The sequence below is a fragment of the Priestia iocasae genome, assembly GCF_016909075.1.
Classification (GTDB): domain Bacteria; phylum Bacillota; class Bacilli; order Bacillales; family Bacillaceae_H; genus Priestia; species Priestia iocasae.
In genome coordinates this window covers 642,854-658,208 of the sequence record NZ_JAFBFC010000001.1, presented here as the reverse complement: position 1 = coordinate 658,208, position 15,355 = coordinate 642,854, and the positions used below count along the sequence as shown (strand labels likewise).

The 15,355-nt window shown below is 37.8% G+C and carries 17 protein-coding genes; 1 reads left to right on the top strand and 16 read right to left on the bottom strand.

Features of this window, described 5'->3' with window-relative positions; translation table 11 throughout:
• Positions 1 to 35 precede the first annotated feature (35 nt).
• From rnc to JOC83_RS03280, 12 genes are all read right to left on the bottom strand, one after another.
• On the bottom strand, positions 36 to 779 hold the full coding sequence (rnc, locus tag JOC83_RS03335) for a ribonuclease III (RefSeq protein ID WP_205183717.1): 744 nt from the start codon (positions 777 to 779) through the stop codon (positions 36 to 38).
• A 193-nt stretch (positions 780 to 972) separates the two neighbouring features.
• Positions 973 to 1,206, bottom strand: coding sequence for an acyl carrier protein (gene acpP / locus JOC83_RS03330; RefSeq protein ID WP_205183714.1), 234 nt, complete (start codon positions 1,204 to 1,206; stop codon positions 973 to 975).
• 68 nt (positions 1,207 to 1,274) lie between these two features.
• Positions 1,275 to 2,018, bottom strand: a complete 744-nt coding sequence (gene fabG, locus JOC83_RS03325) for a 3-oxoacyl-[acyl-carrier-protein] reductase (protein WP_205183711.1) — start codon at positions 2,016 to 2,018, stop codon at positions 1,275 to 1,277.
• 4 nt (positions 2,019 to 2,022) lie between these two features.
• Positions 2,023 to 2,961: an ACP S-malonyltransferase gene (gene fabD / locus JOC83_RS03320; protein ID WP_205183708.1), complete on the bottom strand. Its 939-nt coding sequence runs from the start codon at positions 2,959 to 2,961 to the stop codon at positions 2,023 to 2,025.
• Between the two features lie 43 nt (positions 2,962 to 3,004).
• Entirely contained in the window at positions 3,005 to 4,003 is a 999-nt protein-coding gene (gene plsX / locus JOC83_RS03315) for a phosphate acyltransferase PlsX (protein ID WP_205183704.1), read from the bottom strand.
• A gap of 85 nt (positions 4,004 to 4,088) precedes the next feature.
• A complete protein-coding gene (gene fapR / locus JOC83_RS03310) occupies positions 4,089 to 4,646 on the bottom strand; it encodes a transcription factor FapR (RefSeq protein ID WP_205183701.1) in 558 nt (185 codons plus the stop codon).
• Between the two features lie 158 nt (positions 4,647 to 4,804).
• Positions 4,805 to 6,853, bottom strand: a complete 2,049-nt coding sequence (gene recG, locus JOC83_RS03305; RefSeq protein ID WP_205183696.1) for an ATP-dependent DNA helicase RecG — start codon at positions 6,851 to 6,853, stop codon at positions 4,805 to 4,807.
• Positions 6,854 to 7,735, bottom strand: a complete 882-nt coding sequence (gene sdaAA / locus JOC83_RS03300) for an L-serine ammonia-lyase, iron-sulfur-dependent, subunit alpha (RefSeq protein WP_205183693.1) — start codon at positions 7,733 to 7,735, stop codon at positions 6,854 to 6,856.
• A gap of 26 nt (positions 7,736 to 7,761) precedes the next feature.
• Positions 7,762 to 8,424, bottom strand: a complete 663-nt coding sequence (gene sdaAB, locus JOC83_RS03295; RefSeq protein ID WP_205183690.1) for an L-serine ammonia-lyase, iron-sulfur-dependent subunit beta — start codon at positions 8,422 to 8,424, stop codon at positions 7,762 to 7,764.
• Between the two features lie 281 nt (positions 8,425 to 8,705).
• A complete protein-coding gene (locus JOC83_RS03290; protein WP_205183687.1) occupies positions 8,706 to 9,737 on the bottom strand; it encodes a PTS sugar transporter subunit IIC in 1,032 nt (343 codons plus the stop codon).
• Between the two features lie 282 nt (positions 9,738 to 10,019).
• Positions 10,020 to 11,696 (bottom strand): DAK2 domain-containing protein, encoded by a 1,677-nt coding sequence (locus JOC83_RS03285; RefSeq protein ID WP_205183683.1) that lies wholly within the window; start codon positions 11,694 to 11,696, stop codon positions 10,020 to 10,022.
• Between the two features lie 15 nt (positions 11,697 to 11,711).
• Positions 11,712 to 12,074: an Asp23/Gls24 family envelope stress response protein gene (locus JOC83_RS03280; protein WP_205183680.1), complete on the bottom strand. Its 363-nt coding sequence runs from the start codon at positions 12,072 to 12,074 to the stop codon at positions 11,712 to 11,714.
• Positions 12,075 to 12,325: 251 nt separating this feature from the next.
• On the opposite strand from JOC83_RS03280, the gene rpmB reads away from it, so the two are divergent.
• Complete coding sequence (rpmB, locus tag JOC83_RS03275; protein ID WP_205183676.1) at positions 12,326 to 12,514, top strand: 50S ribosomal protein L28; 189 nt, start codon at positions 12,326 to 12,328, stop codon at positions 12,512 to 12,514.
• Positions 12,515 to 12,767: 253 nt separating this feature from the next.
• On the opposite strand, the gene spoVM is transcribed toward rpmB, so the two are convergent.
• The 4 genes from spoVM to rsgA form a co-directional block, all read right to left on the bottom strand.
• Positions 12,768 to 12,848: a stage V sporulation protein SpoVM gene (spoVM, locus tag JOC83_RS03270; protein ID WP_034328571.1), complete on the bottom strand. Its 81-nt coding sequence runs from the start codon at positions 12,846 to 12,848 to the stop codon at positions 12,768 to 12,770.
• A gap of 142 nt (positions 12,849 to 12,990) precedes the next feature.
• Positions 12,991 to 13,626, bottom strand: a complete 636-nt coding sequence (locus tag JOC83_RS03265) for a thiamine diphosphokinase (protein ID WP_205183673.1) — start codon at positions 13,624 to 13,626, stop codon at positions 12,991 to 12,993.
• 185 nt (positions 13,627 to 13,811) lie between these two features.
• Positions 13,812 to 14,465 (bottom strand): ribulose-phosphate 3-epimerase, encoded by a 654-nt coding sequence (gene rpe / locus JOC83_RS03260; protein ID WP_205183670.1) that lies wholly within the window; start codon positions 14,463 to 14,465, stop codon positions 13,812 to 13,814.
• Between the two features lie 2 nt (positions 14,466 to 14,467).
• Positions 14,468 to 15,349: a ribosome small subunit-dependent GTPase A gene (gene rsgA, locus JOC83_RS03255; RefSeq protein WP_205183667.1), complete on the bottom strand. Its 882-nt coding sequence runs from the start codon at positions 15,347 to 15,349 to the stop codon at positions 14,468 to 14,470.
• Positions 15,350 to 15,355 lie beyond the last annotated feature (6 nt).

The window sequence follows — 15,355 nt, the reverse complement described above, 5'->3', positions numbered from 1 at the left end:
AGATGCGCTTACGTCATTTCTCAAACTTCTCTATTTTACATTTGAGACGATTTTAACTTTTCAATGGCTACTTGAGCAGCTTTTTGTTCCGCTTCCTTTTTAGATCTTCCAATCCCTGTTCCTAATACTTCTCCATTTAAAGAAACACGCGACATAAATTCTCTGTTGTGAGCAGGGCCTTTTTCTTGAAGTACTTTGTATTCCAAATGTCCTGCACCATCTCTTTGAACAATTTCTTGCAACTGACTCTTAAAATCCATCACATGAGAAAAAGCACCTTCATTTATTTTAGGGAAGACAACTTTCGTTAAGAAATCATTGACCGTTTCAATTCCTTGATCCAAGTATAAAGCACCAATAAATGCTTCAAATACATCTGCTAATAACGCTGGACGCTCTCGCCCTCCAGTCATCTCTTCTCCTTTGCCTAGTAGAACTAATTGTCCAAAGCCAAGGGCATGAGCAAATGTGACAAGCGATGGCTCGCACACAACTGCAGCTCGAAGCTTGGTTAATTCACCTTCGCTCATAGTTGGATACTTTTTGAACAAAAACTGTGAAACGGTAAGTTCTAGGACGGCATCTCCCAAAAATTCTAAACGCTCATTGTCTTCATACGGTCTTTTGCGATGCTCATTCACATAGGATGAATGTGTAAATGCTTGAATTAATAATGGTTCATTTTGAAAGAAAATTCCTATTCGCTCTTGGAAATTCTTAAAATTTTGCTTGGCTCTTCCACCAATCCGCCTTTCACGACTCGAATAATGTCTAGGCATAACTATCTCCACCTAACTACCGCAATTGCTGCATAATTTTTTTGTAATATACCTCATTATAAAACGAGAAATAACAAAAGATACACTCTCTTTTATAAAAAATTTATAATTTTTCACAATGCTCTTAAAAAGCAGAGAAAGCCCCGCTTATTAAACGGGACTTTGAAAAAGCAAATGATTTATGCTTTACAGCTTATTGCTTGCTCTGTATGTAATTAACAGCATCTCCAACTGAAGCAATTTTTTCTGCTTCTTCATCAGAAATTTCCATGTCGAACTCGTCTTCAAGTTCCATTACAAGCTCAACTACGTCAAGAGAATCAGCACCTAAATCATCTTTAAATGAAGACTCAAGTTTCACTTCGCTCTCATCAACACCAAGACGATCAACGATAATTTTCGTTACACGCTCTAATACTTCTGCCATTGCTCTTCACCTCCCCTCAAGTTATTATAGTTGATTCAAACTAAAAATACTATCGTTCAATTGTTTTCTTACATCACCATTCCGCCGTCTACATGAATCGTTTGTCCTGTTACATAACGGCTATCCTCTGATGCTAGAAACGCAACTACTTTCGCAATGTCGCTTGGCTCTCCAAAACGAGCTAGTGGAATTTGCTTTAGCATTTCTTGCTTTACTTCTTCCGATAACTTGTCTGTCATATCTGTAGAGATAAAGCCTGGTGCTACTGCATTAACGGTAATATTTCGACTAGCTAGTTCTTTGGCCGTTGTCTTCGTTAAACCAATGACACCAGATTTAGCCGCTACGTAATTAGCTTGCCCTGCATTTCCACTAACACCTACAATGGAAGAAATATTAATGATGCGACCGCTTCTCTGTTTCATCATTTGACGAGTTACAGCCTTCGTACAAAGAAACACACCCTTTAGATTTGTGGAAATAACATCATCCCACTCATCCTCTTTCATTCGCATTAATAGATTATCACGTGTAATTCCTGCATTGTTCACTAAAATATCCAGTGAACCAAATGTAGAAATTGCTTCTTTCACCATGTTTTGTACAGACTCGCCATTTGCTACATCTGCTTGAATAGCCATCGCATCGCTGCCAGATGCTTTAATTTCATCTACTACCTCTAACGCTTTGGCTTCGCTACCTGCATAGTTTACAACTACTTTTGCTCCAAGTTTTCCAAGCTCTAACGCTACTGCTCGACCGATTCCACGAGAACCACCCGTTATAAGAGCTACTTTACCTTCTAATGTCATACTTTCACCCCTTAAGTGCTTGAATTGTTGCTTCTAATGAAGCCACATCATAGACTGAATGTACGGTTGCACGTCGATTTACTTTTTTAACTAAACCGGATAATACTTTACCTGGACCAATTTCAATAAATGTATCGACACCTTGTTCCACCAACAATTCAACTGACTCTTGCCAACGAACCGGTGAATAAAGTTGCTCAACTAATTTTTCTTTGATTTCATCTTTATTTGTAACCGGTTGTGCAGTTACATTAGCAACAATAGGTACATCTGCATCACGGAATGTCATTGTACTCAATGTATCATCAAGCTGCTTGGCGGCTGGCTTCATGAGCATAGAATGGAACGGTCCACTTACGACTAATGGAATAGCACGCTTAGCTCCTTTTTCTTTCGCAAGAGCTGAAGCTTTCTCTACACCCGTTACAGTACCAGAGATGACAATTTGTCCAGGACAGTTAATGTTCGCAAGCTGAACTTCATCCCCTTGAGCAGATATTTCATCTGTCACTTTTTTTAATTCCTCTGCCGTCATTCCTAGTACAGCTGCCATTGTTCCTTGTCCAGCGGGAACGGCTTCATCCATGTATCTTCCTCGTTTATAAACAGCCATTACAGCATCTTCAAACGATAATACATTAGCCGCAACAAGTGCGCTATATTCTCCTAAACTATGCCCTGCTACAAAGTCAGGCTTTATATGATGCTTGCCAAACTCTCTTAACATGCCTATGCTTGTTGTTAACAACGCTGGTTGGGCATGGTATGTTAGGGTTAAGTCCTCTTGCGGGCCTTCAAATATAATTGTTGACAATGAAAAATCTAGTACCTGATCAGCCGTTTGGAATGTTGTCTTTACTTCTTCTGACAGTTCATAAAAGTCTTTTCCCATTCCTACTGATTGAGAGCCTTGACCTGGAAATACAAATGCAACTTTCCCCATCCTTCATCTCTCCTTTTAACCATTATAAAAGCTTAATTTATGTTTAGAGTGATTCCGTGTATACTTCTTCAATCGCTGTCTTAATCGTTTTTGATACATCGTTTTCAATCATGTTTACTGCTTGCTTAATCGCACTAAACATCGCTGTTGCATCAGATGAACCATGCGCTTTAATCACAGGCGCTTTTAGTCCAAACAACCCTGCACCACCATATTCAGAGTAATCCATTTTCGTTTTTAACCCTTTTAATTGAGGCTTTAAAACAGAGGCAGCTAGCTTACTTTTAAAATTGCTCGTTAACTCTGACTTTAACATAGAAAAGAGTGAAAGTGCCGTACCCTCAATTGTCTTTAATGCAATATTACCGGTAAAGCCATCTGTCACAACCACATCGGCAACGCCGTCTAACAGGTCTCTAGCTTCTACATTACCAACAAAGTTGATATTCGCTTCTGATAACAACTGAAACGTTTGCTTAGCTAAATCATTTCCTTTTTTCTCTTCTGTGCCAACATTTAATAATCCTACTCTTGGTGATGGGATGTTTCGAACTTTTTCAGCATAAATGGACCCCATAATGGCATATTGAAGTAAATGAGATGATTTCGCATCTACGTTTGCTCCAACATCTAACATTAAAAACCCTTTACCATCAATTGTCGGTAAAGTTGGCGCTAATGCCGGACGCTCAATCCCTTCAATTCGCCCTACAATAAATAATCCCGCTGCCATTAGAGCACCTGTATTTCCAGCAGAAATACAAGCGTCCGCTCTTCCTTCTGAAACTTCTTTCGCCGTTAAAACCATTGATGCATTTTTTTTACGCTTCACCGCTCGTACAGGTTCATCTGTTGCTTCAATCATTTCTTCCGTATGAATAATATCAATTCGTTCAGAATTTGTTATATATTTCTTAATTTCATGTTCATTGCCGATTAACGTAATATGTAAATTCTTAAAGTGCTCAATCGCTTTTTGTGCTCCAAGCACCGTCTCCTTTGGAGCATGATCTCCACCCATTGCATCAATTGCAATTTTCATGTTGTGTCTCATCCTTTTCTATATCTATAACATTAAAAGTAAGGTTGTCATCTTATACTTATCTAAAATCTTTCTAGTCTAACTTTTACTTATTTGAACGATACATTTTAAATATGCCAGAAAAAACTTGTTCTTGACCTACATAACTATTTACTTCTACAATCGTTCTGCCTTCATCGAAACCTGTTACTTTCGCCTTTGCTACTACTCGCTCGTCCAACTTCACAGGGCGATGATAACGGATTGTAGCATCTGCGGTTAATGCTAACTCATCATTAATAACAGCAACTGCCAAAGAGTTAGCTTGAGCAAACACATGGTGTCCCCTAGCAATTTGATTTCGCTTAAATACGTGATCTTCTTTCACATCAAAGATTGATAAAGCTGATTGATCAAGCTCAATGTCAATAATCTCACCAATTACTTCTTCAATCGGTAATGAACGAACCTCATCTTCAAATTGTTTTGATGCCACATTCTTGATTCGCTCTCGCAATTCAGGAATAGAGAGTTCAAGACGATCTAGACGAATGGTTTGAACACTTACCGAGAAATGATCTGCTAATTCTTCATCTGTAATAAATGGATTTTCTTCAATTGTTGACCGTAAAAGCTGTTGTCGCTCTTTTTTATTCCGCTTCATATACACCATCCGAACTTTTAATACTAGGTACTAACAGCAGTATATAATTAATACCTTGTTATTGCAACTGTTTTTATCGTTAAAAATCAAGTATAACTGATTACATATAGTCGAGCAAAAATCGACAAGCATACAGATTCAACTTGTCGATTTCTCATTTAATCTAATTTCTCACCACTAAGTACACCTGTTTTTTCTAAGTGTAAACGTAGTTGTGAATATTCTTCATCTTCCCAAAATATCGTTGAATTGACTAGCTTTGTTGCATCATCTCGCGCTACTTCTAACGCACGGTAGTCATGAACCATATCTGCTACCTTAAATTCTGGAACACCGCTTTGCTTTTTCCCAAAGAAGTCACCTGGTCCTCTTAACTCTAAGTCTCGTTCCGATAGAACAAACCCATCGTTTGTTTCCGTCATGATGGTCATACGTTCTTTTCCTACTTCAGATTTAGGGTCTGCCATTAACACACAATAAGATTGTTCACTACCACGTCCAACACGTCCACGTAACTGATGTAATTGCGAAAGTCCAAAACGTTCTGCATCATAAATCACCATAACAGTAGCGTTTGGTACATTCACCCCTACCTCTACAACGGTCGTTGATACCAATACTTGAACATCATTTGCACTAAATTCTTTCATTACTTGTTCTTTCTCATCAGGCGTTAATCGACCGTGCATTAAACCTACTTTCCACTTTCCGTGAAAATAGTGTGTTAATGTACTATGAACATCAATGGCATTTTGAACATCTAGCTTATCAGACTCTTCAATCAATGGGCAAATGACGTATGCTTGTCTACCCAGGGAGAGCTCTTTATCAACAAATTGCAAAATGCGCTCAAGCATATCGTGCTTTACCCAATACGTTTCAATCATTTTACGTCCAGCCGGCATCTCATCAATAATTGACACATCCATCTCTCCAAAAACAGTGATGGCTAGGGTTCTAGGGATAGGAGTTGCTGTCATAAATAAAACGTCTGGATTTCCTCCTTTTTCACGAAGAACTCGACGCTGTCCCACACCGAAACGATGTTGTTCATCTGTAATAACTAAACCAAGGTTATGAAACTGTACCTCATCTTGAATGAGGGCATGTGTGCCTACAAGCACGTGGATTTCCCCCGCTTGTACTTGACGCAACACTTCTTTTCTCGTTTTCCCTTTAACAGAACCCGTTAACAATCCAACTTTAACATCGACCTTTTCAAGCATATTTTGTAAAGATTCAAGGTGTTGTTCTGCAAGGATTTCAGTGGGTACCATTAAGGCTCCTTGACGTCCAGATAACACTGTTGCATACAGCGCAATTGCAGCAACAACGGTTTTACCTGACCCTACATCACCTTGTAATAATCGATTCATTCGATATGGAGACTTCATATCTATCGTAATTTCATTCACAACACGCTTTTGTGCACCTGTTAGAGGAAACGGTAACAAGTTTGTAAAATCGACTAACGATGAAGAATCAAATGTTTGAGAGATCCCAGGTGATTGCTCTCTTTCTAACTTTCTTAAAGCTTGCATTTTAAGCTGAAACAACAGAAATTCTTCATAAACAAAACGACGTCTCGCTTGCTTCAAATCACTATGATCCCGAGGCAAGTGAATCATTTTCAACGCATCTTTTCTTGATAGTAGCTTATAACGATCACGTAGTGAAGGTGGAATCATATCTTCTACTTGCTCTCCATATTGATTCAAAGCTAATGATATAAATCGACGAAACGCTTTAACGGTTAGATCTCCTTTTGTCGCGTAAACAGGCTCAATCGTTTGCTGACGCTGAAATGGTGAGAACTGTATTTCTTGCAACGTAATGGTTTGACGGTGTTGATCCCATTTTCCTGTTACAGTTATTGTCTCATCAAGAGATAATTTCGATTTATAGTAAGGTCGATTAAAGCATACGACTGTAATTAAATACCTGCCTACTAAAAGGCGAAACGTAAGACGGGACTTCTTCTTCCCAAAATACGTAAGAGTCGGAACACTATGAATCTTCCCTTCCACCGTTACTCTTTCTTCATGCTTCACTTCTGCCAAATCCTTTAGTTGGTAGTCTTCATACCGATATGGAAAGTGTTCAATGAGGTCATGTATAGTTGTAATACCCATGTCTTGCAATGCCTGCTCAGTTTCTTCGCCAATTCCTTTAATTGATGCGACAGAAAGATCTGATAATTTGTCCACTTAGTTATTTAACGGAATACCAAAGATTTTCGCTTCTAGCTCGCGACCCGTTGGTGTTGCCGCTAATCCTCCTTGAGCAGTTTCTCTTAACGCCACAGGCATTGTTTGTCCAATCTTAAACATCGCATCAATGACTTCATCACATGGGATACGACTTGTCACTCCTGCTAACGCCATATCAGCAGCAATCATCGCATTTGCTGCTCCCATTGCGTTACGCTTTACGCAAGGCACTTCAACAAGACCTGCTACTGGATCACACACAAGACCTAACATATTTTTCAATGTAATAGCCATCGCTTCAGCCGCTTGACTAGGCGTCCCACCTGCTAGCTCTACAATCGCAGCTGCAGCCATTCCAGAAGCTGAGCCAACCTCTGCTTGACAACCACCTGCTGCACCTGAAATAGAAGCATTATTAGCAACGACAAACCCAAAAGCTCCTGATGTAAATAAAAACTCAACCATTTGTTCACGAGTAGGGTTTAATTTATTTTTCACTGCAAACAAGGTCCCTGGAACAACACCTGCTGATCCAGCTGTCGGTGTGGCACAAATCGTTCCCATCGCCGCATTCACTTCATTTGTTGCAACTGCTTTACTCACCGCATCTAAAATGAGGTCCCCCGACAAGCCCTTGCCACTATTAATATAATTTTGAATTAACACAGCATCTCCACCCGTTAACCCTGTAACAGATTGAACACCTTTTAATCCTCTTTCAACAGCTTCTTCCATCACCTGTAAGTTACGATCCATCTTGCTAATAACTTCTTCACGAGATAAACCTGTTACCTCAACTTCTTGCTCAATCATAATTTCTGCAATTTTCACTTGTCTACTTTCTGCCAGTTCTACAAGCTCAGCAACATTTCGAAACATAATAATCCTCCCGTCTTCTTTTTACGTTACTCAACCATACGTGTAACTTGTATAATATTTGGAAGTGCTTGTAGTTCATCAATGATCATGTCTTCAATGTTTTGATCTAATTCAATCGCCATTAATGCTACTTTCCCTTTTTCTTTTCGTGATACTTCCATATGTCCAATGTTAATAGAGTGTTTTGTTAAGATATTTGTAACAGCTGCAATCGCACCAAAACGATCATTATGCACAACAAGAATGGCAGGGTTTGTCCCAGACAAGTTTAATTGAAATCCATTTAGCTCTATAATTTGAATTTTCCCGCCACCAATTGAGATTCCAACCACTTCAATTTCATTTTGTTCGTCACTAATCATTAAACGAGCAGTATTAGGATGCTCTGTTACAGCTACTTCTTCAATAAACGTCACGTCCATACCCGCTTGTTTAGCGATAGTTAATGACTCAGGCAGTCGCGGATCAAAGGTATCAAAATCGAGTACTCCTCCAATAATAGCCACATCTGTTCCATGGCCCTTATAGGTTTGTGCAAATGAACCATAAAGTGATACTACTACTTTTTTCGGTTGTTTCCCAAACAAAGTTCGCGCCACTCGTCCAATTCTAGCAGCTCCGGCTGTATGTGAACTCGAAGGACCAATCATAATCGGCCCAATAATATCAAAAACTGATTTATACTTCATTAATCTTACTCTCCCTTCTCCCAAAAAAGAGATCCTACATTCAAGATGTTATCCCTCTATATGTTACTTTAACACATTCATTTTTGAAACACTTTCATCACAAAATTCACTCTCTACTAGTTAAGATTTTATTTTCTGAAAACTACTTATACTTCATATTTATATTAGTGCTACACTCCACTTAATAAAACGCTTTCAAAATAGGTCACTACACGCAAGAGAGCTAACTTTATTTTCTAAAGTTAGCTCTCTCACTTCTATACAAGTCATTCGGTTGTAAATTAAGCTATTTTTTTCTCTACACCACGAACTTCTTCAACAGTTTTAATTTTAAAATTCTTAAATACAACTGAGCCCAAGAAGCCAACGATTGCACCAACTAAGGCACATAATAGAGCACAGATGGTCACTTTCACAGGATCATTGAAGCCATACATAACTGCAAGTCCAGCAATTGGAGTTGCAGTACCCGTCGCATTATTAATCAGACCAAACATTGAAATAATAACACCAGCAGCTGCCCCACCAACAAAGTTGGTTACGTAAACAGGAATTGGATTAGCCGAAATAATATCTGCTTGTGTTAATGGTTCAACCGCTACAGAGATAGTTGTACGACGATCTCCAAATTTTAAACGATCAAATAAGACATAGTTCATAAAAGAAGATCCCATTACCGCTAGAGCACCAATTGCCATTGGTAAACCTGTTAACCCTAACATTGCGGTTAATGCCATTGAACTTAACGGAGCAGTAGCTACTACTGTGATAACCCCACCAAGGATAATCCCCATCAAAATTGGGCTAGCATTAGTTGTTTCTGTAATGATTCCACCAATGTTCAATAATGTTGCATCTACGAGTGGTGTTACCCCAACAGCGATTAAGCGTGTTAAAGGTGCCGCAATAAGAATGTTTCCAATTAAATCTAAACCAGCTGGTGCTTTCTTCTCAATAAATTTCACAACAAAAGCCATTACATATCCAGCAAAAAAACCTGGTAACAAGCCAAGCCCCGAACAGACAACTCCCATCATTAACGCATAAACGGGAGATACCCCCAGTGCAAGTGCAACTAACGCAGCCGCAGCTACTCCACCCATTCCACCAGCTGCAGAGCCAACTTCACCTAAAAATTTTATTCCTAGTAAATCTCCACCTACATATAATTGAAAGGCTTCTACTAAAAATGCTGCTACTGCAGCACTAGCTAAAGCACCCATCGCTTTCATGCCGTACGGCGCTTTGTAACTAAATAACCAAAAGAAAAATAAAACAAGCAACAGTAACAATGTACCTTGGATAATTTCCATTTTCATTTCTCCCCCTATGTAGTATTCATCGCTGTGACGTCATTTTATCCTTTCTCAATTATTTGTATCCATCAAAAAGTTATCACAATATAATTATTTTTTCAATAAGTTTTTGTTAAACACACGAATATTAAATCTAAAATAATAAATAATGTTCGTGTATATTGTTTTTTACCCATAAATATATACAGTAATTAGAAAAATTTCAGGATTCTACGTTATTTTTATATTTTCCCAAATAAAAAACGTTCCTATACTTAAGTATAGGAACGTTTTACCCAATTATTCAACAGCAAAAATGTATGAATATAATGGCTGATCACCTTTATGAGTTTCTACCTCGACATGATCAAATTCAGATTCAACATATGATACTAATTCATCAATATGCTCATCTGCTACATCTTCACCTTGCAAGATTGTTAAAATTTCAGCATCTTCATCAATCATATAAGCAAGAAGTTTTTTAGCAGCTTCTAACTTATCTTTATCTTTTACAGAAATTTTACCATCTACAATTCCCATAAAATCATTTTTTTCAATTTCCAGTCCATCAATGCTCGTGTCACGAACAGCGTACGTAACTTGTCCTGTTTTGACATGAGAAAGTGCCTCAGTCATTGTTTGTTCGTTCTCTTCTAGAGTACCTTGAGGATTAAACGCTAATAACGCCGTCATCCCTTGAGGAACAGTTTTAGACGGAACCACGATTACATCTTGATCCACAACTTGAGCTGCTTGGCGAGCTGCCATTACAATATTTCCGTTATTAGGTAAAATGATTACTTTTTTAGCATTTACTTGTTCAATCGCTTTTACGATGTCTTCCGTACTTGGATTCATTGTTTGGCCACCTTCAATGACCACTTTTGCTCCAATACTCTTGAACAATTCTGCAATTCCTTTACCCATTGAAACAGTCACAACACCATATTCTTCTTGTTGAGCAGAAGTTGCAGCTACTTGAGCTGTTTGGCTTTCTTCAAAAAGAATATTACTATGCTGCTCACGCATATTCTCAATTTTCATATTGATTAAATTACCATATTTTTGTCCGTAATTTAACACTTCACCAGGATGCTCTGCATGAATATGTACTTTCACAATATCTTCATCAGATACAACTAGTAAAGAATCACCCCATTGACTTAAATCTTGACGGAATGTTTCTTCTGAGAAAGGATTTGCTTTTACTTTCTCTTCTTCAAAACGAACCATGAACTCCGTACAGTATCCAAATTCAATGTCTTCAGTACTCATATGCGTTTGAGCATATTTATGATGTTCAGCATTCACTAACTCATTTAATGAAGGGGCACCCGCTGGAACACCAGGAAGTTTCTCACCTTTTAATTCAGCTACAAAGCCTTCATAAATCATCACTAAACCTTGTCCACCACTATCTACTACTCCTACTTCTTTTAATACTGGTAGAAGCTCTGGTGTACGATTTAAAGAAGCTTTTGCTTCCGTTAAAACTTCATCCATGAACAACACGATATCTGGTTGTCTCTTTGCAATCGTCGTTGCTTTTTTTGCTGCATCTTTTGCAACGGTTAGGATTGTTCCTTCAACTGGTTTCATCACGGCTTTATAAGCTGTTTCCACACCAGCTTCAAGAGCTTGAGCAAACTCTACGCTATTAATTGTTTCTTTTTGCTCAATTGATTTAGCAAACCCACGGAATAACTGTGATAAAATAACACCTGAATTTCCGCGAGCCCCCATTAATAAACCTTTTGCTAAAGCTTGCCCTACTTTACCAATATGATCTGATACATTATTTTTTACTTCTTTAGCACCAGAGGTGATAGATAAATTCATATTTGTTCCTGTATCACCATCTGGCACAGGAAATACGTTTAGTGCATCCACCATCTTCACATTATTTGATAAATGTTGAGCACCTTGGATCACCATCTCTGCAAAACGTTTTCCATCTAAAGCTGTAATCGACACTAATTTTCCTCCTCACTACACGTTCGCGACACGAACACCTTGCACATAAATATTTACAGAATCGACTGTCAATCCGACTGTTTGTTCAAGTGTATATTTTACTTTTGTTTGGACATTATGAGCGATTTCAGAAATCTTTGTCCCATAGCTTACAATTATATACATGTCAATATGTACTTCGTCATTCTCTTGTCTAACAATGATGCCACGTGTAAAATTTTCTTTACGAAGAATTTCAGTAAGGCCATCTTTAATTTGGTTTTTAGAAGCCATTCCTACAATTCCGTAGCAATCAATAGCAGCTCCTCCAGCAATCGTTGCAATTACATCAGTAGAAATATCAATTTGACCGTACTTTGTTTTCATTTCGATGGACATACTTTTTCCCCTTTCTATTTTCATAGGTTATAGCCATTTTACTATAAATAAACCATTTTTAAAAGAACATTCCCTTTTTGTCCTATTTTACTGCTTATTATTATACAACATATCTATAAAATATATGTCAAGGAAAATTTCTTGAAAGCTTTTCATAAGAAGTATTGCAATCTCTATTCCCCTGTGATAAATTAATATAGTATTTCTCAAGGTAGAATTGAGTAGTTTTGTTTGTGTTAGGAGGGAAAAGCATGGCACGTAAATGTGTAATCACTGGTAAAAAAGCTCGTTCGGGTAACGCACGTTCTCACGCTATGAACGCTACTAAGCGTAAATGGGGTGCTAACGTTCAAAAAGTACGTATCCTAATTGACGGTAAACCAAAACGTGTATATGTATCAGCTCGAGCTCTAAAGTCTGGTAAAGTAGAACGCGTATAATATTGGATAATAAAAAAAGCACCATATTCATATGGTGCTTCTTTTATTATAATCACTTTTCTTATATGGACTAAGTCCATATGAGTAAAAACCGTCTACTCTCACTCAGCCCGTTACATCCCTTCCCTCTAATAACTCGATGGATAAGATGTGTCAAAGAGCTCTTTTTTATTTGTTGTTGGTATAACTTATTGGATTTGCTGTCTATGTTCCTTATTTTCATGAGAAGTAGCCCCTTGTTAATAGACAGATGTTATTCTTTTTTAAATGAGTTTAACATTGCTCTTACGATGCCACCTAAAAACTTTGGAAGTTTGATTGTATAAAATTTCATACTGTCCCTCCTAACTATCGTTCACATTCCATCTCGCTATATCGTCGAGTCATCTCAATCTTTATCCTATTCATAAAGTAAAAAATAAGTACCTTCGGTTTTTCACTTCTTAGCTGTTAAACAGGCTTTCTTTTTTCTCTTTTTAATCACTACTTCTTATCATCATTAATATGCCTTTTGTAAATGAAAAAGTACCTCTTTGTTCAAGAAGTTCGTTACTAATACATAAAGTTGAACCCCATTCAAGATTATAATTAGTTAAAGGATATTTGAAGCCTTTTAATGTCAAATTCTCAATAATAGGGGAAAATGGAACAAACGAAACATAAGGATAACTTTCATCTTTTATTGATTCAAATTCCCCACTTTTACATAGTTCAATGATGTTTTTTTGATCAATCATTTGAATCCTTATTCCTTTTTCTAACCCTTTGTAAAGAAGCTGAATGCCTCCAAACATATGATCTAGACGGCCACCTGTTGCTCCAAATACTCGAATGATAGTAGGACGCTGATCCACTGCCCAATTTAATGCAATCTCTAAATCCGTTTCATCCTTTTCAGAAGGATACAGTTCGATGTCTTGCATTTTCTCTCTCACATATTGTAGTTCTTCGCTTGTAATTGAATCGAAGTCACCAACTGCTTTTTGGGGTACAATTCCTTTGTTCAGTAGTGAAAATACGCCTCGATCAACCCCGATCCAAACAGCATCTTTCCACCTATGCAACGAAGGAACGTTTTCCTCTGGTCCTCCAGCTAAAATATGAATAATCATCATGTCTCCCCTTTATGTCTGAACTCTCTTAAATATGAGATGTTACCTTCACTCTTATGCCTTCCCCTATCACCTAACACTCTATACACGCAATAACTACTCCTTACAAAGTCTTCCTTTAGAACAGAACCTATAAAAAAGAAGCGAACCATTATTCGCTTCTTTACGAGTATACTAACACTTTTTCACCATTTAGCTGGTCGAAGAGACTCTATTGCTGATTGTCTGTTATCCACATTATAAATTGCAGACCCAGCTACTAATACATTGGCTCCAGCATCTATACATTGTTTAGCGGTTGCTTCGTTAACGCCACCATCAACTTCTACCTCAATTGATAATCCACGAATTTCTATTAGCTGTGAAATTTGTTCAATCTTTGGTAAAACACTTGGTATGAATGTTTGTCCACCAAATCCAGGATTCACAGTCATAAGTAACACAAGATCCAAATCATTAAGAACATGTTTGACCATATCAATAGGTGTTGCTGGATTAAGTGCTACACCTGCTTTCATTCCATGTTCTTTAATAAGCTGAACCGTTCGGTGTAAATGTGGGCATGCTTCAGCATGAACAGTTAAAATATCTGCACCTGCTTTTGCGAATGTTGGGATATATAAATCTGGATTCTCAATCATTAAATGAACATCTAAAGGCAATGTAGTAACAGGCCTAATCGCCTCTACAATAAGAGGACCAATTGTAATGTTTGGTACAAAATGACCATCCATCACATCTACGTGTATGTAATCTGCTCCACCAGCTTCTACATCTTTAATTTCTTGGGCAAGCTGTGCGAAGTTAGCAGATAAAATGGAAGGTGCAATCTTTATCATTGTTAATACCTCGGCTTTCTTTGCTTGATTTCGTCGATAAACTGAACGTAATGCTCATATCGATAAGATGGAATGGTTCCATCTTCTACCGCTTCTTTCACTGCACATTTTGGCTCTTTTAAATGTACACAACCACGAAACTTACAAGAATGACTTACTCTCTCCATTTCCGGAAAACAACTTGATAAATCTTCAACTTCAATATCTGTAAAATCAAGAGAACTAAACCCTGGCGTATCAGCTACCAAACCTCCACCAATCGGTAGGAGTTCTACATGTCTAGTCGTATGCTTTCCTCTACCTAATGAAGCAGAAATATCATTGGTTTTCAGTTCTAACTCTGGTTTTAAGACGTTTAGAAGCGATGATTTCCCTACTCCGGACTGACCAGCAATAACCGTTACCTGTCCTTCAAACACAGGGTAAAGAACAGATATACTATCTTGTTCAACCGTTGAAGTTAAGATAACTTCATAGCCTATATCTCGATAATCTTGTGCATATTTTTCGATATCTGGCTTTTTATCCTCAGGAACTAAGTCCATTTTTGATATACAGATAATTGGTTCAATCCCATTAGACTCAACTAATACTAGAAAACGATCTAATAATAATGAACTAAACCCTGGCTCAATGGCTGAAAAGACCAATAAGGACTGATTTACATTTGAAATTGGTGGTCGAACTAATTCGTTCTTTCTTTCTTTGACTTCCAAAATGTACCCTTCAAGCTCGTTTTCAGCCTGAAAAACCACATCGTCTCCAACTAGAGGGGTAATCTTTTGCTTTCGGAACACCCCTCTGCCGCGACATTGTGTAATTTGTCCATCATGAAGAACGTAGTAAAATCCACTCAAGGATTTAATAATTCTTCCTTCTGGCATAAGCTC